Below are 21,072 nucleotides of genomic sequence, written 5' to 3'. Positions count from 1 at the left end.
CGGGATGAGCGAGGCGATGGCTTTCGAGGATGCGCTAGCAGCGTGGCTGGTACGGCAGCGCTGGTTCGCCGGCAAGGGGCGCGGTCTGCACGATCTCGCGATCGTCGCCGACACCCAGCTCATGGACGGCGATCCGGAGCTGCGGCACCTGGTCGTCACGGTCTCGCACGGGACGACCGCCGACTACTACCAGGTGCTGGCGGGGCTGCGCCGCCGGCTGCCTGCCCGGCTGCGGCACGCCAGGATCGGCCCGGCGGGCGACGGCCGGCAGGCGTATGACGCGCTGCACGACGCGGACCTCACAAAGCCGCTGCTGGCCGGCATCGCGGCCGAACGCAGCGCCGGTTCCGTGCACATGCGCAGGCTGCCTGGCGCCAGCTTCGGGACCGGGCTGGACAGCCTCGTGCTCGGCAGCGAGCAGAGCAACACCAGCCTGGTGTACGGCGATGAGTCGATCCTCAAGGTGTTCCGCAGGATCGCCCCCGGGCCGAATCCCGACCTGGAGGTGACCACCGCGCTCGCCCGGCTCGGGTCGCCGCATGTGGCCGAGCCGCTCGGCTGGATCGAGACCAGGCTGGACGGCGCCGCCACCAGCCTGGCGATCCTGTCGAGGTACCTGCGGCTGGCGTCCGACGGCTGGTCGCTGGCCGCGACCAGCGTGCGGGACCTGTACGCGATCGAGGGCAGCGCGGCCGACCGCACGTGCGCGGCCGACGCCGGCGGCGACTTCGCCGGCGAGGCACGCCGGCTGGGCATGGCCACGGCCCAGGTGCACGCCGACCTGGCCGCGGCCTTCGGCGCCGACGAACTCGGCCCCGACGCGGCCGGCGAGCTGACCGAGCGGATGTTCAGGAACCTGGACCTGGCCAGGGCCGCGGTGCCTGAGCTCGGCAGGCACGCCGAAATGATCGGCGAGGCCTACTCCAGGCTGGCCAAGCTCAAGGGCCCGTTCCCCGTGCAGCGCGTGCACGGCGACTACCATCTCGGCCAGGTGCTGCGCACAGAGACCGGCTGGGTGCTGCTCGACTTCGAAGGGGAGCCCGCCACCCCGCTCGCGCAGCGCCGCGGCAGGTCCTCGCCGCTGCGCGACGTTGCCGGGATGCTCCGCTCGTTCGATTACGCGGCCCGCCACCAGCTCATCGGCAACCCCGACCAGGCCGCGCTGAGCGCGGTGGCACGCGACTGGGTGCGCCGCAACGGCGGCGCGTTCTGCGCGGGCTACGCCGCGGCGGGCGGCCTCGACCCGGCCGCCAACCAGGTGCTGCTGCGCGCGCTGCAGCTGGACAAGGCGGTCTACGAAGTGCTCTATGAAGCCAGGCACCGTCCGTCCTGGCTGTCGATACCGCTGGAATCCCTCGCGGAGCTGTAGCCGCCCCGCCGACCGCAGGACGCAAGAACACGATGACATCCAACGATTTGCCCGCTCCGCAGGGACAGCTGCCCCGCGGCGAGATCGACCGACTCGTCGCCGGTCACCACCATGACCCGCACGCGGTACTCGGCGCGCATCCGGGCCCGGCGGGCGTGACAATCCGCGCGCTGCGCCCGCTGGCCACCTCGGTCACCGCGGTCCTGCCCGACGGCAGCCGCCACCCGATGGCGCACCGGCACGAGGGCGTCTTCGAGGTGACGCTGCCACAGGCGCACCTGTCCGTTCCGGATTACCTGCTTGAGGTCGGCTATGCGGAACCCTCGTCGGAGGCGGATGCTGCCGTCGGGGGGGCCTGCGCGACCTTGCAGGACGACCCGTACCGGCACCTGCCGACGGTCGGCGAGCTGGACCTGCACCTGATCGGCGAGGGCAGGCACGAGCAGCTGTGGCAGGTGCTCGGCGCGCACGTGCGGGGGACCGGCACGGCGTTCTCGGTCTGGGCGCCGAACGCCCAGGGCGTGCGCCTGGTCGGCGACTTCAACTTCTGGGACGGCACCGCCTACCCGATGCGCTCACTCGGCGGCGCCGGGGTGTGGGAGCTCTTCGTGCCCGGCGTGCGGCCGGGAGCGCGCTACAAGTACTCGGTCTGCGGCCCCGACGGCCTGTGGCGGGAGAAGGCCGACCCGATGGCGCGGCTGGCCGAGACCCCGCCGGCGACCGCCTCTGTCGTGTACGAGTCGTCCTATGCGTGGGGCGACGCGGACTGGATGACGGCGCGGCCCGCGCGCCAGCCGGTGAGCAGCCCGCTGAGCGTGTACGAGGTGCACATCGGGTCGTGGCGCCCCGGGCTGTCCTACCGTGAGCTCGCCGTCGAGCTCGCCGCCTACGTGACCAGCCTCGGGTTCACGCACGTGGAGTTCCTCCCGGTCGCCGAGCACCCGTTCGGCGGATCGTGGGGGTACCAGGTGACCTCGTACTACGCGCCAACCTCGCGGTACGGCACCCCCGATGACTTCCGGTTCCTCGTCGACACGCTGCACCAGGCGGGCATCGGGGTGATCGTCGACTGGGTTCCCGCCCATTTCCCGCGCGACACGTGGGCGCTCGCCGAATTCGACGGCACCGCGCTCTACGAGCACGCCGACCCCCGGCTCGGTGAGCACCCGGACTGGGGCACGCTCGTGTTCAACTACGGGCGCTCCGAGGTCCGCAATTTCCTGGTCGCCAACGCCATTTACTGGCTGGAGGAATTTCATATCGACGGGCTTCGGGTGGACGCGGTGGCGTCGATGCTGTACCTCGACTACTCGCGGCGCGACGGCGAGTGGACGCCCAACGCGTACGGCGGCAGGGAAAACCTGGACGCGATATCGTTCCTGCGGGAAGTCAACGCGACCTGCTATAAGCGGATGCCAGGGATCATGATGATCGCGGAGGAATCCACCGCCTGGCCAGGGGTCTCCCGCCCGGTGTACCTGGGCGGGCTCGGGTTTGGCTTCAAATGGAACATGGGCTGGATGCACGACACGCTCGATTACATGCGGCACGACCCTGTGCACAGGCAATACCACCACAACGAGCTGACGTTCTCCCTTATCTATGCGTACTCCGAGAACTTCATACTGCCGCTTTCGCACGATGAGGTGGTGCACGGCAAGGGCTCGCTACTCGGGAAGATGCCCGGCGACGAATGGCGCCGGTTCGCCAACCTGCGCGCCCTTTACGCCTACATGTGGGCGCATCCTGGAAAGCAGCTGCTTTTCATGGGCGGGGAATGGGGCCAGGTCAGCGAATGGTCGGAGACACACGGGCTCGAGTGGTGGGTGCTGCAGTACGGCTTCCACGCCGGGGTGCAGCGCCTGGTGCGCGACATCAACATGTTTTACCGCCGGTCCCCCGCGCTGTGGTCGCAGGACTCCGTGCCTGAGGGGTTCTCCTGGATCGACGCCAACGACGCGCCCGGCAACGTGATCTCCTTCCTGCGCTTCGGCTCGCCTGAGCACGCGGTCCCCGTGCTGGCCTGCGTGGCCAACTTCTCCGCGATGCCGCACTCGGAGTACCAGCTCGGCCTGCCGCTGGCGGGGCGCTGGCGCGAGGTGCTGAACACCGACAGCACCCTGTACGGCGGCAGCGGCGTCGGCAACCTGGGCGTCGTCAACGCGATACCCAAGCCCTGGCACGGCCGCCCGGCCTCGGCGACGATCGTCCTGCCCCCGCTTGGAGTCCTCTGGCTCACCCCGGAGTGACGGGCAACCCGCCCATGCCCGGCGTGTCTGGGGCGCCTCCGGCCGACAGGGGATACAAGACGCACGGACATAAGCCGCAAAACGGACGGCACGATGTGCGTTTCGTATCCTATGTGGGCGAAACCGTCTCAGTGTTCGAGATCGCTGGCGGGGCGGACATCGTCGAAACGTGTCGGCTACGCTGGCGCTGTGCAGACGTGGGAGGCGATCAGGTCGCGGCGCAACGTGCGCTCGTTCGAGGACCGGCCGATCGCCGACGATCACCTTGACGAGATCCTCGAGTCCGGCCGCCGGGCGCCGTCGTCGCAGAACTGGCAGCCGTGGGACTTCATCCTGGTCCGCGAGCGCGAGCAGCTGCTGCAGCTCGCGCACGTATGGCGGGGCGCGGGCCACGTGGCGCACGCGGCAGCCGCGATCGCGCTGATCGCGGCCGCGCCGGCGGACGACCGGCAGCGCGACCGAGTCCAGTACGACCTCGGCCAGGCCACGATGAGCATCATGCTCGCCGCGGCCAGCCTCGGCATCGGCAGCGGCCACGCGGGCGTCGCCGACCAGGACATGGCGCGCGGCCTGCTCGGCTTCCCCGAGGACAGGTTCTGCGCCTACCTGATCTCGCTCGGCTACCCGGCGGACCGGCCGCTCACGCTGATCCGCCACCCCGACCGCCGCCCCTTCGGCGAGGTCGTCCACCGCGACCGGTGGTGACCCGCGGCTCGTCAGGTGACCTCGACGATGCGCGCTTCGACGAGCGCGGCGCCCTCGACGCGGAGCACGCCAAACGTGCCGTGCGGCTGCCGGCGCCGGTCGGTGGGCGAGCCCGGGTTGAAGATCCGCAAGCCGTCGCCCGCGGCGTCGAGCGGGACGTGCGAGTGCCCGAACACCACCAGGTCAGCGGCCGGGAACCGGGCGCGCATGCGGGGCAGCCGCCCGGGCGGGGGGCCGCTGTCGTGGATCATCGCGACACGCAGGCCCTCGACCGTCAGCGCGGCGGTCTCCGCCGCGCCCCAGGCGGCGACGTCCGGGCCGTCGTTGTTGCCGGCGACCGCGGTCACCGGGGCGTACCCGGCGAGCTCATCGAGCACGGCCGCCGTGCAGACGTCGCCTGCGTGCAGGATCAGGTCCGCGCCGCGCAGCAGGGACGCGACGGCAGGCGGGCAGGACTTCCAGCGCCGCGGCGCGTGCGTGTCCGACAGGACCACTACGCGCATGCCGGGCTCCCCTCCTGGTCACGGTCACGGTCACGCGACGCGGCGCGGACCCCGGTCTTCCTGGCCTATCGCCGGCAGCACCGCGGTCAGCGCGGCGCTCTTGTCGGCCGCCGCCTTGCGCTGCGCGGCCTCCACCTCGGCCCGCGCGGCCGCGGCGGCCAGCCTGCTGCCCGCGACGCGGCGCCTGCGGCCCTCGTGTATCGCCCTGAGCATGCGGTCCAGGAGGAAGAGCACCCCGGCGACAAGGGCAATCGCCACAACGAAGATCACGTCCATGCGCATCAGCCTCCGGTCGGTGGCGGACAGGACAAACACGTCGTGCGCTTCAGGCCTTGGGGGTAACACCCAGGCTACCCGCTCACAACAGCCCGAGGAGCCATCCGGGGCCTGTTACGGCGGCGCCCGCGTCCGCGCAGCGCCGCCGCAGCTCCCGGTCCGCCGTCACCACCAGGCACGACCCGCCGAGCGCGATGACCTGCGCGGCCTGCGAGACGATCGCGTCGTCGCCGGAACCGGGAGCCGTCACCACACCGACCCCGGCCACGTCGCGGCCCCCGGCGCCCCCGGCGCCCCCGGCGCCCCCGGCGTCGCCCACGTCGCCGGCCAGGCCGCCCCCGGCGGCGGCGCCCCGCGCGCGCCCCTCCAGGACGAGCACCCACGCGTCGGGGGCGGGCAGGCCGGCGGGCATCCGGTCCGCCGGAACCCCCCGGGCGGCCAGCGCCCCGACCTGCTGCCACAGCCGCAGTGCGGCGCCGGCCCGGTCCCGCCACCAGCCGTCGGCCCGCGCACCCATCACGTTGGCCACGTCGACCACGACGGTGACGGCGAGCGGAAGACGAGCACGGTCCTGGCCGATCGCAGTCACCCGCTTTCCCGTCGGCGCAAACCAGCCGGCTTGCGTTCGGACCATATAAATGACGATCCTCCACCACGCGTAAGCTGACCGCATGGCAGACGCGAAGCTCGCCGCGGTAACGGCGGGGCCGTCAGGAGGGACGCTGGCAAGCCAGCTCACCGGGCAGGTCACCAGGCTGCGGCAGCGCAGGACCGGCCCGTTCATCCTTGAGCTCGACCTGACCGACGGCATCGCGGAAGAGCCGCCGCAGGATCCGGTGTCGGCATTGCTGACGCTGCGCCGGACGCGCCTGCCCGACCTGCTCGAAGGCCTGCGGCGGGCCAGCCAGGACGACCGGGTGCGCGCGCTCGTGGTCAAGGTGGGCGGCGGCAGGATCGGGCTCGCGACGATCCAGGAGCTGCGCGGCGCGGTGCGGGACTTCAGGATGTCGGGCAAGCTCACGGTCGCCTGGGCCGAGAGCTTCGGCGAGTTCGTCCGCGGGAACCTGCCGTACTACCTGGCCACCGGCTTCGACCGGATCTACCTGCAGCCCTCTGGCACGCTCGGCCTCACCGGGGTGGCGGTCGAGCAGGTCTTCCTGCACGACGCGCTTGCCAAGCTCGGCATCGACTTCCAGAGCGCCAAGCGGCACGAGTACAAGTCGGCCGCCGACCAGCTGACCGAGACCGGGTTCACCGGTCCGGCTCGCGAGGCGGCGCAGCGGCTGACCGAGTCGGTCGCCGAGCAGCTCACCGCGGCGATCGCCGAAGGCAGGGGCAAGACCCCCGAGGAGGCGCGCGGCCTTCTCGACCGCGGCCCGTTCCTCGCCCAGCAGGCGCTCGCGGAGGGGCTGGTCGACGGGCTGGCCTACCGGGACGAGGTGTACGACCGGCTGCACAAGGAGGCCGGCCTGGACGCGACCCTGCTGTACCTGCAGCGGTACCAGCGCTCGCACGTGCTTGCCGACCTGTCGCGCCGCCTGCCGAGGGCGCCGCACGAGCGGTTCGTGGCGGTGATCTACGCGCACGGCGGGATCCGGCACGGGCGCAGCGGCCGGGGGCCGGCGGGCGGGGGCAGCATGGGCTCGGACACGGTCGCCGCCGCGCTGCGCGCCGCCGGCGGCGACGAGCGGGCGCGCGCGGTCGTGCTGCGGGTGAACAGTCCCGGGGGGTCCTACACGGCGTCGGACGTGATCTGGCGCGAGGTCGTCCGGGTCCGCGCGGGCGGCACGCCCGTCGTCGTGTCGATGGGCGACGTGGCCGCGTCCGGCGGATATTTCATCTCGGCCCCGGCCGACGTGATCGTCGCACAGCCCGGCACGATCACCGGCTCGATCGGGGTGATTCTCGGCAAGCCGGTGCTGCGGGAGATGTTCGGGCGGGCCGGGGTGAACACGGACACCGTGGCAGCAGGCGAGAACGCCACGATGTTCTCGTCCTCGCGGCCCTTCTCCGAGGCGGAGTGGGAGCGGATCAACACCTGGCTCGACGCGATATACGCGGACTTCACGCAGAAGGTGGCCGACGGCCGGCGCTTGTCCATCGACCGCGTGCACGAGCTCGCCAGGGGCCGGGTGTGGACCGGCGCCGACGCGGTGGCCAGCGGGCTAGCGGACGAGACGGGCGGGCTGCACGACGCGATAGCCATCGCGCGCACGCGCGGCGGGCTGCCGGCCGGGGCGCCGGTGCGGGTGTACCCGCGGCACAGCCCGCTTGACCAGCTGCGCCCCGCCGAATCCAGCGAGGTCCGCCCCGCCGCGCTCCCCCGGCTGCGCGCCGACGGGCTTGGCGCGGTCGGGGTCAGCGCGCTCGCGGCGCTGTTCGCCGAGGGCTGGGGTCCGGCGTGGGAGTTCGCGGCCCGCGCCGGCCTGCCGCCGTACGGACCGCTGACGCTGCCCGGCAGCTGGCACATCAGTTGACCGAACGGACCGTGGCGCCTGCCATGCCGACGGCTGGCCGACGGCCTGGACGGGACCCAGGGCGCGGGTGAGCGGCACGGCGACCGGGCAGCTTGCCAGCGCGCTGTCGGCGTGGGCGGCGGGCGTCACGCTGGTCACGATCGCCGACGGGCGCGACGACGTGGGGACCACTGTCAGCGCGTTCTGCCCGGTGTCGCTTGACCCGCCCCTGGTGCTCGTGTCGCTGCTGGCCGGCTCGTACCCGGCGGAGGTGCTCAGCAGGCCGTCGCTGCCCGCTTCGCGGTTCGCGGTCACGCTGCTGTCCGCCGCGCAGAAGGCGCTGGCCGGGCGGTTCGCGGCCGCGGGCCGGCCAAGCGCCCGACTGCTGCTCGACGACGTCCCGCACGTGCGCGGCACGTCGTCCGGTGCGCTGATCCCGTCCGGGGGACTGGCCGCCCTGGAGTGCTCGGTGGCCCGCCGGGTCCCGGCCGGCGACCACCTGCTGGTGATCGCCGAGGTAATCGGCCTGCCCTACGTGGCGGAGGCCGGCGACCCGCTGATCCGCTTCCGCGGCCGCTACCCGGTCCTGTGACCCGGGCTCGGCGCCCGGGCTAGCGGGCGTCGGCGCGGTGGCCGGACTGCCAGACGGCGCGGACGAGGGGGACGCCCGGACGGTAGGCCAGGTGGGCGTGCGACGGGGCGTCCAGCATGATCAGGTCGGCGCGCGCGCCGGGCGCCAGGTAGCCCACGTCGGCGCGGCGCAGCGCGCGGGCACCGCCGGCGGTCGCTGCCCAGACCGCCTCTGCCGTGGTCATGCCCATGTCGCGGACCGCGAGCGCGATGCAGAAGGGCATGCTCGAGGTGTAGGAGGATCCGGGGTTGCAGTCGGTGGCGAGCGCGACCACGACCCCCGCGTCGAGCAGCCGGCGGGCGTCAGGGTACGGCTGCCTGGTGCTGAACTCCGCGCCGGGCAGCAGCGTGGCGACGGTGGCCGAGGACGCGAGCGCGGCCACGTCGGCCTCGCTCAGGAACGTGCAGTGGTCGGCCGACGCGGCGCCCGCCTCCACCGCCACGCTGACCCCGGGGCCCGGGCCGAGCTGGTTGGCGTGCACCCGCGGCTGCAGCCCGCACGCCCGTCCGGCGGCGAGCACGGCGCGGGCCTCGTCGGCGCCGAAGGCGCCGCGCTCGCAGAACACGTCCACCCACCGGGAGTGCGGCGCGCACGCCTGAAGCATCGGCCCGCATACCAGCTCGAGGTAGCCGCCGGAGTCACCGTCGAACTCGGCGGGCACGACGTGCGCCCCCAGGTAGGTCACCTCCGGGGTGACCTCGGCGGCCAGCGCGACCGACCGTGCCTCGTCGCGGACCGTCAGGCCGTACCCGGACTTGCACTCGAACGTCGTGGTCCCCTGCCGCAGCATCTCCCCCGCGAGCCGACGCAGCCCGGCGCGCAATTCGGCGTCGGACGCGGCCCGCGTGGCGGCGACCGTGGACCTGATGCCGCCGGCCGCGTAGGAGCGGCCCGCCATCCTGGCGGCGAACTCGGCGCCCCGGTCGCCCGCGAACACCAGGTGCGCGTGCGAGTCGACGAACCCCGGCAGCACCGCCCGGCCGGCCGCGTCCACCACGGCGTCGGCGGCGGGCGCCCGGGCCGAGGACCCGGTCCACGCGACCCGGTCCCCCTCGACGACCAGCGCGGCGTCGGCGATCGCCGCGAACCCGCCTGGCCCGCCGCTGCCGTCGGCAGCGGCGTTCGTGACCAGCTCGCCGATCCGCGTGATCAGCAGCGTCTCCGCCATCGTCGGGGCCCCCTCAGCAGAGCACCGCGGCGACCGCGGCGGCCAGCTCACCGGGCACGTCGTTGATCAGCAGGTGCCGCCCGTCACGGACCACGTCCGCGCCGGAGACCACCACGTCGCGGACGTCCGCCGCGGTCCCGGCGGCCAGCAGCGCGGCCAGCGGGTCGCCCGCCCCGGCGCCGGACAGCCGCGGGCCGTCCAGCGACACCGTCGCCAGGTCGGCGTACGCGCCAGGCACGATCTCCCCGGCATCCGGCCAGCCCAGGCAGGCGTGCCCGCTGACCGTCGCCGCCGCCGCCAGCTCCGCCGCCGTAAAGTTGCCGCGCCTGTGCGTCACCAGCCGCTGCGACAGCTCCATCCAGCGCGCCTCTTCGAACACGTCGATCACGCTGTGCCCGTCGCTGCCCAGGGTCAGCGCGCACCCGGCGGCCGCCAGCGCCGGAGCGGGCCCGACGCCGTCGGCCAGGTCGGCCTCGGTGACCGGGCACATGCAGACCGCGGTACGCGACCCGCCGAGCAGCTCGATGTCGCGGGCGGTCAGGTGAGTGGCGTGCACCATCGTCGAGCGCGGGCCGAGCGCGCCCGCGTCGTACATGACCTCCGCGGGCGTGGCCCCGAAGGCCGCCCGGCATTCGGCATTCTCCAGGGGCTGCTCGGACAGGTGCGCGTGCACCGGTGTGCCGTGGGCATGCGACCACGTCATGACCTCGGGCACCTGGTCAGGCGGCACCGCCCGCACCGAGTGGATCGCGGCGGCCACGCGCGCGTGCGGGCTCACCATGCCGAGCGCGTCACAGCCGAACCCGGCGACCCGTTCCGCCCAGGCGGCCGCGGTCCCGTCGCCGAACCGCAGCTGTACTCCCGTCAGCGGCCGCGGCGCGCCGCCCGGGTCGAAGCCGCCTGCCAGATAGCAGGTGTCGAGCAGGGTGATCCGCAACCCAGCCGCGGCGGCGGCGGCGATGAGGAGACGGCCCAGCTCGTTCGGATCCGAATATTTGATTCCCCCCGGGCCGTGATGCAGGTAGTGGAACTCGCCGACGCACGTGATCCCCGCCAGCGTCATCTCGGCGTAGACGGCGCGGGCGAGCGCGTAGTACGTGTCGGGGGCCAGCCGTTCCGCGACCGCGTACATGCGGTCCCGCCAGGTCCAGAACGTGTCGCCCACCGCCGAACCGCGCAGCGCCCGGTGGAACGCGTGCGAGTGGGCGTTGGCCAGGCCCGGCAGCGTCAGGCCGGGCAGCCGGACCGTGCCGGGCGGCACCCGCGCGGCGGGCGTGCGGGGGGTGACCGCGGCGAAGCGCTCGCCGCGGGCCTCGATCAGGACGTCGCGGACCAGCCCGCCCCCGCTGCCGCGAGGCGCCCCCAGCCACGCCCGTTCGGCGTGCCACCAGCGCGGCGCGGCGATCACCGGGCCGGTCCTGGCAGGCGAGCGAGCGCGGTGCCCCGCCGCGCTGTGGCCGTTGTCACACGCACATCATGCCCGTCGCCGCCGGGGCGGAATACGCCGGCCCGCGCGCGGCACGGCGGGGCAACGGCACCGGCTGGCCGGTCACGCGAAGCCCGCGGCCGACGGCAAGTGCTCGTAAAATCACTGCGTGACAACTACCGATCACGATCACCCGCTGGGCCACGAGCACCGGGACGTGTCTGGCGGATGGCTGCGCCCGGCGGTGTTCGGTGCGATGGACGGGCTCGTGACCAACGTGTCCCTCATCTCGGGCGTGGGCGGCGGCGGCGGCTCGCGGCACGCGATCATCCTCACCGGCCTGGCCGGCCTGGCGGCCGGCGCGTTCTCCATGGCTGCCGGGGAGTATGTCTCGGTCTCCTCGCAGAACGAGCTTGTCCAGTCCGAGGTGGATAAGGAGCGGCACGAGCTCGCCCACAACGCGGTCGCCGAGCAGGCCGAACTCGCTGGCATGCTGCGCCGTCGCGGCGTGAGCGCCGCCACCGCGCGGCTGGCCGCCGCCGAGATCTCGGCCCAGCCGGAGAAGGCGCTGGCCGTGCATGCGCTCGAGGAGCTCGGGATCGACCCGGCGGAGCTGCCGTCGCCCGTGGTCGCCGCCGGCGCGTCGCTTTCCGCGTTCGCCGCCGGCGCGGTCATACCGCTGCTGCCCTACCTGTCCGGCTTCGACGCGCTATGGGCCGCGCTGGTCCTGTCCGCGCTGGCCGCGATCGCCGGCGGCGGCATGGTCGCGCGGCTGACCAGCAGGCCGTTCTGGCGCGGCGCGGTGCGCCAGCTGATCCTCGGCACCTTCGCCGCCGGCATCACATACCTGATCGGGCTCGCGGTGGGCGGCCTGGCCACGCACTGACGGCCGGCCCAGGCGCGCGGGCGGCGCGTCCCGGCCTGCCGGGCGCAGTTCGGCCGCCCGCGGTCCCGCGCTCGTCCGGCGATCCGTAATAGATACGAAATGTTCGAATGGCATGTACGGCTGATTACCACTCGCTAACGTTCGTGTCCGGGAGGGTCGTGACCCGATCGTGATGTGAGGGGATCGTGGCATGTCAGGTCTGCTCGGCCGGAGCCGGCGTAGCTGGAGGCGACGCAGGAGGTACCGGAGATACCGGCAGACTCGGCAACCGGGTTTTCGTGTCGTCGCCGCGATAACAGGCGCGGTCGGCATCTGCCTCGTGGCGATCGCGTTCGCGGGAGCTAACAGCGTCGTCCGTGCGCACGCCGCGGCCGCGGCCGCGGTCGCGGCCGTCAACCTGAACGTCGTCAACCTGAACGTCATCGACAGGAACTGCACGCTGATCGTGCCGGCGAACCCGGAAAGTCCCCTGGGGCTCGCGACGCCCTACCAGCTCACCGCTACCGACCCGGCGGACGGGCCGTGCCACGAGTCCGATCCCGGCCAGGCCGCGTTCGTGCAGGCGGCAGTCATCAACACCAACACCGGGCAGATTTCGGTCTATGACCCGCTCGTCGTCGACGCGGGCACGACGCCCGCGGTGACTCCGCCCGTGCCGACGGTGCCGCGGGACAGCGTCGTGGCGCTGTGGTTCGGCTTCAACGGCGGAACGCTGAGCCTTTCCGGCGCCGACCAGGCTCCCCTCACCGGGGGCGCCAACAACGGGGGGAATGGCGAAAACCTGCTGGTGAACGGTGCGTGGCGCGCCTCGCTCGGCGACTTCCCCGCGGCGTCGGCCATCCCGGACATCATCTTGCAGCAAGGCGACTGCGTCGCCGGCGAGAGCATCGGCGGCCTGCTCTCGCCGTTCGGCCAGGCAGGTGCCTGCAACGCGGCGGCATTTTTCCAGGCGGCGAGCGCGGCGATCAAGGCGGGCAAGCTGACCGTCCCGAACCCCGGCAAGGCCAGCGACGGGCAGCCGTGCCTGACCACGCGCGACTTCGGGCTGGTTGACCAGGATCAGAGCTCAGGCGTCACCACCGAGTACCTGGCCAGGGGCGACGGGCAGACCGCCCAGGACACGAGGGCCAGCCGGCAGCAGCTGGCCGGGGCCGCCCCGACCCTGCTCGCCAATGACGGCGATAACGCGCTGCTCACCTCCTTCCTGGATCCCGCGATGGGCTGCACCCCGTGGCAGGTGCCCGACCTGGCCAGCCCGGGATCGACGACGACAGGGCTTCCGCTCGACGAGCTGCAGGCGGCCGCCTTCGCGGGCCAGTCGGGCGGCCCGGCCGCGCTTGTCCCGCAGAATGACCCGATGTCGCTGGACAGCAGCGGCAACCAGAACGCGGACAAGGACAACACCTACCGGGCCCTCGTTGACATGCCGCCGCTGCCGGCCGGGCAGACACCCGCCGAGTACTGCGGCGACATGGAGAGCATCCAGGGCGCGCGGCTGCAGCAGGACGTCAACCTGCTGGCTGACCATCCTGGCCCGTCCCCGGCGGTGGCCGGCAACCTCTTCCTGTTCATGGCGCTGCGGCTCCAGCTGTCCTTCGACAACCTGGGCTGCCAGCGCTTCGGGTTGCGCGACGACGTGTCCACCACCGTGAACGGCGGCGGCGTCGTGGTCGCCGCGTGCTTCCTCGACCAGGTGAAGGCGGTCACGCCCGGCATCGGCAACCCGACCGCCGGCACGACCGTGTGCCCGGCGAGCGGGTCCGGGCCGCGCCTGCGCCACCACGGTTACAACTACTGGTGGTAGCGGGCAGACAACCGCACCGCGTCACCCGAACAGGGGCCGGGACCCCGCCGCCGCGGCTCCTCATGAGTCACAGGGGCCACTGGCGTGCCACTTCGCACACTCTGTGACCATTTGCGCGCCCGTTATGGGCGATTTGTCCATGCGCAGAGTGTCCAAAGTAGTACTTGCGGGACTCCCGGGACGCCAGGGAAACCGCCTGACGCCGGATACTGCACCGGCAGTCGGCGCGCCGCGCCGCCCGGGCGCGCTTGACCAGATGGGTTTCCGCACGCCAGGCTGAGGCAGCGGACCGGGCAGTGGCTGCGAGCGGAAGCGAGGCGGCACGTGAACCAGCAGAGCGTCGAGATCGCCGGGCAGCTGATCGCCTACCTGGAGAGCCCCGGCGGCCGCGCCGACCGGGACGGCCGCGCGGTCATCTTCGTCCACGGCAACTCGTCCTCCGCCAGGACATGGCTCCCGGTGCTTGCGGGAAGCTTCGGCCGGCGGTTCCGCTGCCTTGCGCTTGACCTGCCCGGCCACGGGCAGTCCGAGCCGGCGAGAGACAAGGCCGACTACTCGCTGCCGGGATACGCGGCCGTGCTCGCGGGCTTCGCCCGGGCGCTCGGTGCCGCCGACGCGATCGTCGTCGGCTGGAGCCTGGGCGGGCATATCGCGCTTGAGGCTGCGCCAGCGCTGCCGGGGGCGGCCGGCTTTGTCATCTTCGGCGCGCCGCCGGTCGGGTCGGCAGCGCAGCTCGCCGAGGCGTTCCTGCCAAACCCGGCGATGAACGCCGGCTTCACCGCGAGCCTCACCGACGCCGAGGCAACCTCGTTCGCCGCCAGCTTCACCGCGCCCGGCTCGGCGCTGCCGGCCAGCGAGTTCGTGCCGGACATCCTGGCCACCGACGGCGCGGCGCGCGCCGGGCTGCTGGCCAGCATCGGCGAGGGCCGGTTCGCCGACGAGGTAGCGATTGCCGCAGGGCTCCGCCAGCCGCTGGCGATCCTGCACGGTTCAGGCGAGCAGTTGGTCAGCCTTGACTACCTGCGCAAGCTCACCATCCCGGCCCTGTGGCGCGGTGAGATACAGGTGATCCCCGGCGTCGGCCACGCGCCGCACCGGGAGTCACCCGAGCGGTTCGCGGCGCTGCTGACGGACTTCAGCGGTGATCATGACCGCTGACCCGCGCCGGCCGGCCTGGTAGCCGGCGTTCGATCGGCCAGCCTGAAACCGCCAGGCGCACGCATGACATGCTTGCTCAGATGCGAATACGTTTCCCGCGAGGCTGCGGCGTCCCTGGACAAGCCGACCCATCCCCGTGGCCGCAGTGAACAGCCCACTGCGAATCGCGCTGCTGTCCTACCGCAGCAAACCGCATTCCGGCGGCCAGGGCGTCTACGTGCGTCACCTGAGCAGGGAGCTCGCCGCCCTCGGGCACCACGTCGAGGTGTTCTCCGGCCAGCCCTACCCCGAGCTCGACGACGGCCCGCTGCTGCGCCAGGTGCCGAGCCTGGACCTCTACCGCGACGACGACCCGTTCCGCACCCCGCGGCGGGAGGAGATCAGGGACTGGCCGGACGCCCTGGAGACCGCCATGATGTGGGCGGGGGCCTTTCCCGAGCCGCTGACGTTCAGCATCAGGGCGCTGCGCGCGCTGCGCGCGCGACCGGGGGACTTCGACGTCGTGCACGACAACCAGGGGCTCGGCTACGGCATGCTCGGCGTGCGCAGGCTGGGCCTGCCGCTGGTGACGAGCATCCACCACCCGATCACCGTGGACAAGCGGCTCGACCTGGCGGAGCGGAGCTGGCTCGGGCGGCTTGACAAGGGCCGCTGGTACGGCTTCGTGCGCATGCAGGGCCGGGTGGCCAGGCACGCGGGCCCGCTGATCACCGTCTCCGAGGCGGCGAAGCTCGACATCTGCCGCGACTTCCTGGTGCCGCCAGAACGCGTGCACATAGTCCCGCTTGGAGTGGACACGCGGCTTTTCCGGCCACGTCCGCAGCCCCGGGTCAGCGGCCGGATCGTCACCGTCACCAGCGCCGACTCCCCGCTCAAGGGCCTGCCCGGCCTGCTGCGGGCAGTCGCCAAGCTGGTGACAGAACGCGACGTCCACCTCGTCGTCGTCGGCTCCCCCGCGGCGGCGACCAGGGCGCAGGCCGCGCAGCTGTCCCTGGGCGAGCGGGTCACGTTCACCAGCGGCCTGCCCGACGAGCAGTACGCGGCGCTGCTGGCATCCGCGGAGGTGGCGGTGATCCCGTCCAGGTACGAGGGGTTCTCGCTGCCCGCCGTCGAGCACATGGCGTCGGGCACCCCGCTTGTCACCACCCGGGCGGGCGCGCTGCCCGAGGTCACCGGCGACGCGGCGCTGTTCGTGGCGCCTGGCGACCCGGAGGAACTCGCCGCGGCGCTGCGCATGCTCCTCGACGACGCCGCACGGCGGGAAACGCTCGCGGAACGCGGCTTGCGCCGCGTCGGCGAGCGGTTCGCCTGGCCGGCGGTCGCGGCCGCCACCGTCGCGCTGTACCGCGCCGCGATCAACGGGAACCTCGCGTGCTGACGGTCGACTTCGGCAAGTTTCGCATCGGCCCGGGGGACCGCGTCCTCGACCTGGGCTGCGGCGGCGGGCGGCACGCGTTCGAGGCGTTCCGGCGCGGCGCGCACGTCGTCGCCGCCGACTTCGACGGTAAGGAGCTGGCGCCGGTCATCGGCATGTTCGCCGCCATGCGCGCGGAAGGCGAGGCCGGCCCGCCCGCGGCGGCCGCCGCCCTGACCGCGGACGCCACGAGCCTGCCGTTTCCCGACGGCGCGTTCGACCGGGTCATCGCCGCCGAGATCCTCGAGCACGTGCCGGAGGACTGGCGGGCCATGACCGAGATCGCGCGGGTGCTGCGGCCCGGGGGGATCGCCGCGGTCACCGTGCCCGCATGGCTGCCCGAGCGGGTCTGCTGGGCGCTGTCGAGGGAGTACCACGAGGTGCCCGGCGGGCATGTCCGCATCTTCACCCGCGGGGAGCTCACCGCGAAGCTCGCCCGGGCCGGCCTGGAGGCGATCGGCAGCCATCACGCGCACGGGCTGCACTCCCCGTACTGGTGGCTGAAGTGCGTGGTCGGGGTGCACGACGACGCCAACCCCGCCGTGCGCGGCTACCACCGGCTGCTGGTCTGGGACATCGTGCGCCGCCCCGCGCTGACCCGCGTGTGCGAGGCGGCGCTCAATCCGCTCATCGGCAAGAGCCTCGTCATCTACGCGGAAAAGAAAAGATCTTTCCTCCCGAACGGACGCGTGGTTCCCCCGGCACGCACGCTGCTTCCCGCGGAGGGCAACGCGCGTGCGGCCGGCTGACCCGGAGTCCAGCGAGCGCCCCGCGGGCCCGCCCGCCAGGATCTGGCGGACCGCCCGGTCGATCGCGGCGGCGCAGCTGCCCTGCGGGGCGATCGCCTGGCCGGACGGCCACGTGGACCCATGGGACCACGTGGAATGCGCGATGGCGCTGAGCGCCTGCGGCCTGACCGGGCCCGCGCGGCGCGCCTACCGGTGGCTGCGCGACACCCAGCGCCCGGACGGATCGTGGCCGCGCACGACCCGCGGCGGCGTGGTCACCGATCACGCCGCGGAAACCCACCACGCCGCCTACGCCGCTGTCGGCGTCTGGCACGAGTTCCTCGTCACGGCGGACCGCGGGTTCGCCGCGCGCATGTGGCCGACGGTGCGCGACGCGATCGGGTGGGTGCTCGGCCTGCAGGCGCCGCGCGGTGAGGTCGCGTGGGAACGGGACGCGGCCGGCGGGCCCGGCGAGTTCGCGCTGCTCTCCGGCTGCTCCAGCATCCTGCACGGCCTGCGCTGCGCGATAGCGCTCGCCGGCCTGGCCGGCGAGCCGCAGCCGGACTGGGAGCTCGCCGCCGTCCAGCTCGGGCACGTGCTCGCCCGCCACCCGGAGGCGTTCGCCGACAAGAGCCGGTTCGCGATGGACTGGTACTACCCGGTGCTCGGCGGCGCGATCAGGGGGGCCGCCGCCGCCGGCCGGCTCGCCGCGGGCTGGGACACGTTCGTGGTGCCGGGCCTTGGGGTGCGCTGTGTCAGCGACCAGCCGTGGGTGACGGTCGCCGAGACCTGCGAGCTGGTGCTGGCGCTCGACGCCTGCGGCCTGGACGAGCAGGCCGTCGGGCTGCTGCCCGCCATCGAGCGGCTGCGCCACGACGACGGCTCCTACTGGACCGGCTGGCAGTACGCCAACTCGGCGCACTTCCCCGCCGAGCGCAGTAGCTGGACCGCCGCCGCCGTGGTCCTCGCCGCGGATGCCCTAGCGGGTTTCAGCCCGGGCGCGGGCATCTTCCGCGACATCCCCGCCCCGGTGGCCGCCCGCCCGCAGGCGGACCCGGACGCCTGCGGCTGCGCCCCGGACTCGGCCGACGCGATCGCGGGACCTTAAGGGCCGCATCAGCCGATGCCGTCGCCGGTGCGTTCCAGGACGCGCAGCGATCCGGTGCGGCGGACTTCGGTGAACGCGCCGGAGGCCAGCGCCCGCCGGTAAACCAGGAACGGCGCCTGCCCGCCGTCGGCCGGGTCGGGGAAGACGTCGTGGATGGCCAGCGCCCCGTGCGGCGCGACCCAGGGCGCCCACCCCGCGTAGTCGGCCTGGGCGGCGGCTTCGGTGTGACCGCCGTCGATGAACAGCATGCCGAGCGGGGCCCGCCACAGGAGCGCCACGTCCGCCGACCGCCCGACGATCGCGATCACGTCGTCCTCGACGCCTGCGGCGGCCAGGGTGGCGCGCAGCCTGGGCAGGGTGTCGAGCCGCCCGGTCGCCGGGTCCACCAGGTCCGGGTCGTGGTACTCCCAGCCGGGCTGGTGCTCCTCAGAGCCCCGGTGGTGGTCCACGGTCACCACCTGCTGCCGCACGCCCCGCGCCCGCGCGGCGCGCACGCCCGCAGCCAGGTAAATCGCCGACTTACCGCAGTAGCTGCCGACCTCGAGCACCGGGCCGACCGCCGCGTAGGCCCGCGCGGTCTCATACAGCGCCAGTCCCTCCGCGGCCGGCATGAACCCGGTGGCGGCCTCGGCCGCACTCCTCAGCCGCCCGTCCACGCTAGGCCCTGGTCAGCAGGGACAGCGCCATCCGGGCCGACGGCCGGGCGATGAGCGCGGCGAACGATATCTCGCTGCGGCACATCTTGACGAAGACCCGCCATCCCTTCGGCGTGGCCAGGCCGGCGTGGAAGGCCCCCGCGTGCCTGGCGAACGCCGCAAGCAGCAGGCCGCCGGCCCGCATGTCAGGAACAAGCGCCCTGCCGACAGCCGCGACGTATTCGTCGAGCGCCGACTCGGCCTCGCCGGGGCGGTCGGACACGACGGCCTTCGCGGCGAACTCGCCGGCCAGCGCGCCGGACCGCAACGCGAAGCTGATGCCCTCGCGTGTCCACGGATCAAGCAGCCCTGCGGCGTCGCCGGCGACAAGCACCCGGCCCTTGCGCAGGCCGGACCCGGCGGCCCGGCACCGGGTGAGGTGCCCGGAGTCCCTGACCACCTCGAATTGCGCGAGCCCGAGCCGGGCGGTGAACTCACGCAGGTAGTGCCGGGTGGCCTCGCCCTGCCCGCGGGCGGCGATGACCCCCACGGTCAGCCGGTCGCCTTTCGGGAAAACCCACGCGTACGAGGCGGGAATCCGCCCCCAGTCCAGCAGCACCCGGCCGGACCACTGCCGGCGGACCGGCCCGGGAACGGCGATCTCCAGCTCAAGCCCGAGGTCGACCTGGGCGAACGTCACACCCACGTGCCGCGCGCTGACCCCGGAGGACCCGTCCGCGCCGATGACCACCCGCGCCGTGACCGCCGACCCGTCGGCCAGCCGCGCGCGGGCGAGGCCGGCCGCCTGGTCCAGCGCGCGGACCGGCGCCCGCTGCCGTACGGCCGCGCCCTGCTCCTTGGCCCGGCGCAGCAGCGCCGCGTCGAACTCCTCGCGGGTCACCATGGCCAGCAGCGGCTCGCCGTGCTCGCGGGTGAACTCGCGTCCGCCCCGCAGCGTGAACGTGGCGGACCGGATCCGGTCACGGGCGGGCAGCGCGATCTGGCCCGCGACCGCGGCAAGCGACGCTCCGATCAGGCCGCCGCCGCACGTCTTGTACCTGGGATGCTGCGCCCGCTCAAGGACGACGGTCCGCGCTCCGGCCGCGGCGGCCGCGCTCGCGGCGGCCAGCCCGGCCGGGCCCGCGCCGACGACGGCGACATCCCACTCCGGTCGTTCCCGCACCTCGCCAGCGTAGGTGACGCCCGGCCACCGCGAACCGCAGACTCCCCGGAGCGGAACGGCATCGGTCGCTTAGGATACGAAACGCAGCTCCCGTGCCCGGTTTCAACCGTTTTGTCCATGCAACTCGTATCCTATGTTGCCCGGCGGGCATGGACCGCGCCCGGTTTGGGCGATTTATCCGGTTGGCCGGGCGGCTTAAGTTCCTGGCATTGGAACCAGCGCAGCCGGGGCCAGGGGCCGCAGACACCCCGGAGCAGGTGCGCCGTCAAGGCGCAGCCGGGGCCAGGGGCCGCAAGTACCCCGGAGCAGGTGCGCCGTCAAGGCGCAGCCGGGGGGTCCGGGGGGTCGCCCCCCGGGCTAGCAGAGCTCATCTCGGGGTGGTGTACTGGCCGAGGAACAGCGGCAGGCCCGACCCGGTCTCCACGATCGCGAACAGGAACGGGCGGTCGACGACCAGCGTGACGTCCGGGCTGGGCTTCCTGACCAGCGCCAGCGTGGCGAAGGCGACCGCGGTCGCGGCGGCGGCTTCCGTGCCCTTCTCGCCGACGTCTACGTAGGCCTTGTGCAGGACGGCGCTGATATGCAGCGGCTCGTCCCCGGTGATGCCGCTGAAGTCGGCGGCCCCCGTGAAGGCCCGCCGCACGCCGAGCTGCTGCAGCGTGTCCGTCAGCAGGAACCCGGCGGTGACGCGGAAGCGCGGCAGGGTGAGGTCGACCTGGCATTCGGCGGCGCCGGACAGCAGCCCGTCCAGCAGGGCGCCGACGCCGCCGGCGGCGGCCAGGTGCCCGGCCAGCTCGCTGAGCGGCCCGTCGGGAAGCACCACGGCCATCGCGAGGGAACCACCCCGGTAGGGCAGCAGGACGGCCTGGTAACCGTCGCCACGGTGGTAGGCCAGCCCCGCCAGCAGGTGCATCATGTCCGTGGGAGCCGGCCCGGATCGTTCGGGATAAAAGGGCCTTTGCCTTGTCTCCTGGGCCGGGAACTGGCGCACCCACAGCGCGTTCAGGTAGACGGCGTTGGTCAGCACCAGCCGGGTCAGCGTGTCGACCGTGCCGCGCGGGACCAGGCCGGTGATCTTGCCGGCCGTCTGCTCGGCCACCGCCGCGTTGATCGCCTCCCGCGCCGCCTCGGGCGCGTGCCGGAAGTCGCACCGCTCCACGGAGACGGTCCCGGACAGCTGGGCGAGGAAGCTATCCCGAACGGACAGGGCCGTCTGCAGCCACATCACGTTCGGCGCCTGGAACGTGAGGTCGTCACCTGGGCGGATCGCGGCGAGCTGTGCCAGGCCGTCCGCGGCGGCCTCCTGGGCCGGCAGGTGCAGCGCGGCCGCGAGCTCGGCCGCGGTCTCGCCGCGGGCGCCGGCCAGCGCCATC

Annotated in this window: 19 protein-coding genes; 11 read left to right on the top strand and 8 right to left on the bottom strand. The window is 73.4% G+C overall.

Features of this window, described 5'->3' with window-relative positions; translation table 11 throughout:
* Positions 1-16: 16 nt before the first annotated feature.
* The 3 genes from Q1N79_RS23875 (at position 17) to Q1N79_RS23865 (ending at position 4,323) form a co-directional block, all read left to right on the top strand.
* On the top strand, positions 17-1,369 hold the full coding sequence (locus tag Q1N79_RS23875; protein ID WP_300612624.1) for a phosphotransferase: 1,353 nt from the start codon (positions 17-19) through the stop codon (positions 1,367-1,369).
* 32 nt (positions 1,370-1,401) lie between these two features.
* Complete coding sequence (gene glgB, locus Q1N79_RS23870) at positions 1,402-3,618, top strand: 1,4-alpha-glucan branching protein GlgB (protein WP_300612621.1); 2,217 nt, start codon at positions 1,402-1,404, stop codon at positions 3,616-3,618.
* Between the two features lie 189 nt (positions 3,619-3,807).
* Positions 3,808-4,323: a nitroreductase family protein gene (locus tag Q1N79_RS23865; RefSeq protein WP_300612619.1), complete on the top strand. Its 516-nt coding sequence runs from the start codon at positions 3,808-3,810 to the stop codon at positions 4,321-4,323.
* 11 nt (positions 4,324-4,334) lie between these two features.
* Here the strand turns inward: Q1N79_RS23865 and Q1N79_RS23860 are convergent, their stop codons facing one another.
* From Q1N79_RS23860 to Q1N79_RS23850, 3 genes are all read right to left on the bottom strand, one after another.
* On the bottom strand, positions 4,335-4,826 hold the full coding sequence (locus Q1N79_RS23860; protein WP_300612617.1) for a metallophosphoesterase family protein: 492 nt from the start codon (positions 4,824-4,826) through the stop codon (positions 4,335-4,337).
* A gap of 30 nt (positions 4,827-4,856) precedes the next feature.
* A complete protein-coding gene (locus tag Q1N79_RS23855) occupies positions 4,857-5,102 on the bottom strand; it encodes a hypothetical protein (RefSeq protein WP_300612615.1) in 246 nt (81 codons plus the stop codon).
* A gap of 82 nt (positions 5,103-5,184) precedes the next feature.
* Complete coding sequence (locus tag Q1N79_RS23850) at positions 5,185-5,691, bottom strand: hypothetical protein (RefSeq protein ID WP_300612613.1); 507 nt, start codon at positions 5,689-5,691, stop codon at positions 5,185-5,187.
* A gap of 82 nt (positions 5,692-5,773) precedes the next feature.
* On the opposite strand from Q1N79_RS23850, the gene sppA reads away from it, so the two are divergent.
* A complete protein-coding gene (gene sppA, locus Q1N79_RS23845) occupies positions 5,774-7,579 on the top strand; it encodes a signal peptide peptidase SppA (protein ID WP_300612611.1) in 1,806 nt (601 codons plus the stop codon).
* A gap of 67 nt (positions 7,580-7,646) precedes the next feature.
* Positions 7,647-8,150, top strand: a complete 504-nt coding sequence (locus Q1N79_RS23840; RefSeq protein WP_300612609.1) for a flavin reductase family protein — start codon at positions 7,647-7,649, stop codon at positions 8,148-8,150.
* Positions 8,151-8,169: 19 nt separating this feature from the next.
* On the opposite strand, the gene hutI is transcribed toward Q1N79_RS23840, so the two are convergent.
* Positions 8,170-9,357 (bottom strand): imidazolonepropionase, encoded by a 1,188-nt coding sequence (hutI, locus tag Q1N79_RS23835; protein ID WP_300612607.1) that lies wholly within the window; start codon positions 9,355-9,357, stop codon positions 8,170-8,172.
* 13 nt (positions 9,358-9,370) lie between these two features.
* Complete coding sequence (locus Q1N79_RS23830) at positions 9,371-10,765, bottom strand: formimidoylglutamate deiminase (protein ID WP_300612605.1); 1,395 nt, start codon at positions 10,763-10,765, stop codon at positions 9,371-9,373.
* Positions 10,766-10,952: 187 nt separating this feature from the next.
* Here Q1N79_RS23830 and Q1N79_RS23825 point away from each other — a divergent pair, with 187 nt between their 5' ends.
* The 6 genes from Q1N79_RS23825 to Q1N79_RS23800 all read left to right on the top strand — a co-directional run bounded on the left by Q1N79_RS23825 (position 10,953) and on the right by Q1N79_RS23800 (position 17,881).
* Positions 10,953-11,669, top strand: coding sequence for a VIT1/CCC1 transporter family protein (locus tag Q1N79_RS23825; protein WP_300612603.1), 717 nt, complete (start codon positions 10,953-10,955; stop codon positions 11,667-11,669).
* 319 nt (positions 11,670-11,988) lie between these two features.
* A complete protein-coding gene (locus Q1N79_RS23820; RefSeq protein ID WP_300612601.1) occupies positions 11,989-13,473 on the top strand; it encodes a hypothetical protein in 1,485 nt (494 codons plus the stop codon).
* A gap of 324 nt (positions 13,474-13,797) precedes the next feature.
* The gene (locus tag Q1N79_RS23815; RefSeq protein ID WP_300612599.1) at positions 13,798-14,631 is read left to right on the top strand and encodes an alpha/beta fold hydrolase; all 834 of its coding nucleotides are present in this window, start codon (positions 13,798-13,800) and stop codon (positions 14,629-14,631) included.
* Between the two features lie 145 nt (positions 14,632-14,776).
* Positions 14,777-16,009: a glycosyltransferase family 4 protein gene (locus Q1N79_RS23810; RefSeq protein ID WP_300612597.1), complete on the top strand. Its 1,233-nt coding sequence runs from the start codon at positions 14,777-14,779 to the stop codon at positions 16,007-16,009.
* On the top strand, positions 16,003-16,794 hold the full coding sequence (locus Q1N79_RS23805) for a class I SAM-dependent methyltransferase (RefSeq protein WP_300612595.1): 792 nt from the start codon (positions 16,003-16,005) through the stop codon (positions 16,792-16,794). The genes Q1N79_RS23810 and Q1N79_RS23805 overlap by 7 nt, the downstream gene beginning before the upstream one ends.
* Positions 16,781-17,881, top strand: a complete 1,101-nt coding sequence (locus Q1N79_RS23800; protein ID WP_300612593.1) for a prenyltransferase — start codon at positions 16,781-16,783, stop codon at positions 17,879-17,881. Before Q1N79_RS23805 ends, Q1N79_RS23800 begins: the two co-directional genes overlap by 14 nt.
* A gap of 8 nt (positions 17,882-17,889) precedes the next feature.
* On the opposite strand, the gene Q1N79_RS23795 is transcribed toward Q1N79_RS23800, so the two are convergent.
* The 3 genes from Q1N79_RS23795 to Q1N79_RS23785 all read right to left on the bottom strand — a co-directional run.
* Positions 17,890-18,492 (bottom strand): class I SAM-dependent methyltransferase, encoded by a 603-nt coding sequence (locus tag Q1N79_RS23795; RefSeq protein ID WP_300612635.1) that lies wholly within the window; start codon positions 18,490-18,492, stop codon positions 17,890-17,892.
* A gap of 46 nt (positions 18,493-18,538) precedes the next feature.
* Positions 18,539-19,699: a geranylgeranyl reductase family protein gene (locus Q1N79_RS23790; protein ID WP_300612591.1), complete on the bottom strand. Its 1,161-nt coding sequence runs from the start codon at positions 19,697-19,699 to the stop codon at positions 18,539-18,541.
* A 367-nt stretch (positions 19,700-20,066) separates the two neighbouring features.
* On the bottom strand, positions 20,067-21,072 hold a 1,006-nt coding region (locus tag Q1N79_RS23785), incomplete at its 5' end, for a serpin family protein (RefSeq protein WP_300612589.1).

The sequence above is a fragment of the Trebonia sp. genome, from assembly GCF_030042015.1.
GTDB lineage: Bacteria > Actinomycetota > Actinomycetes > Streptosporangiales > Streptosporangiaceae > Trebonia.
This window is presented reverse-complemented; position numbering and strand designations above follow the sequence as displayed.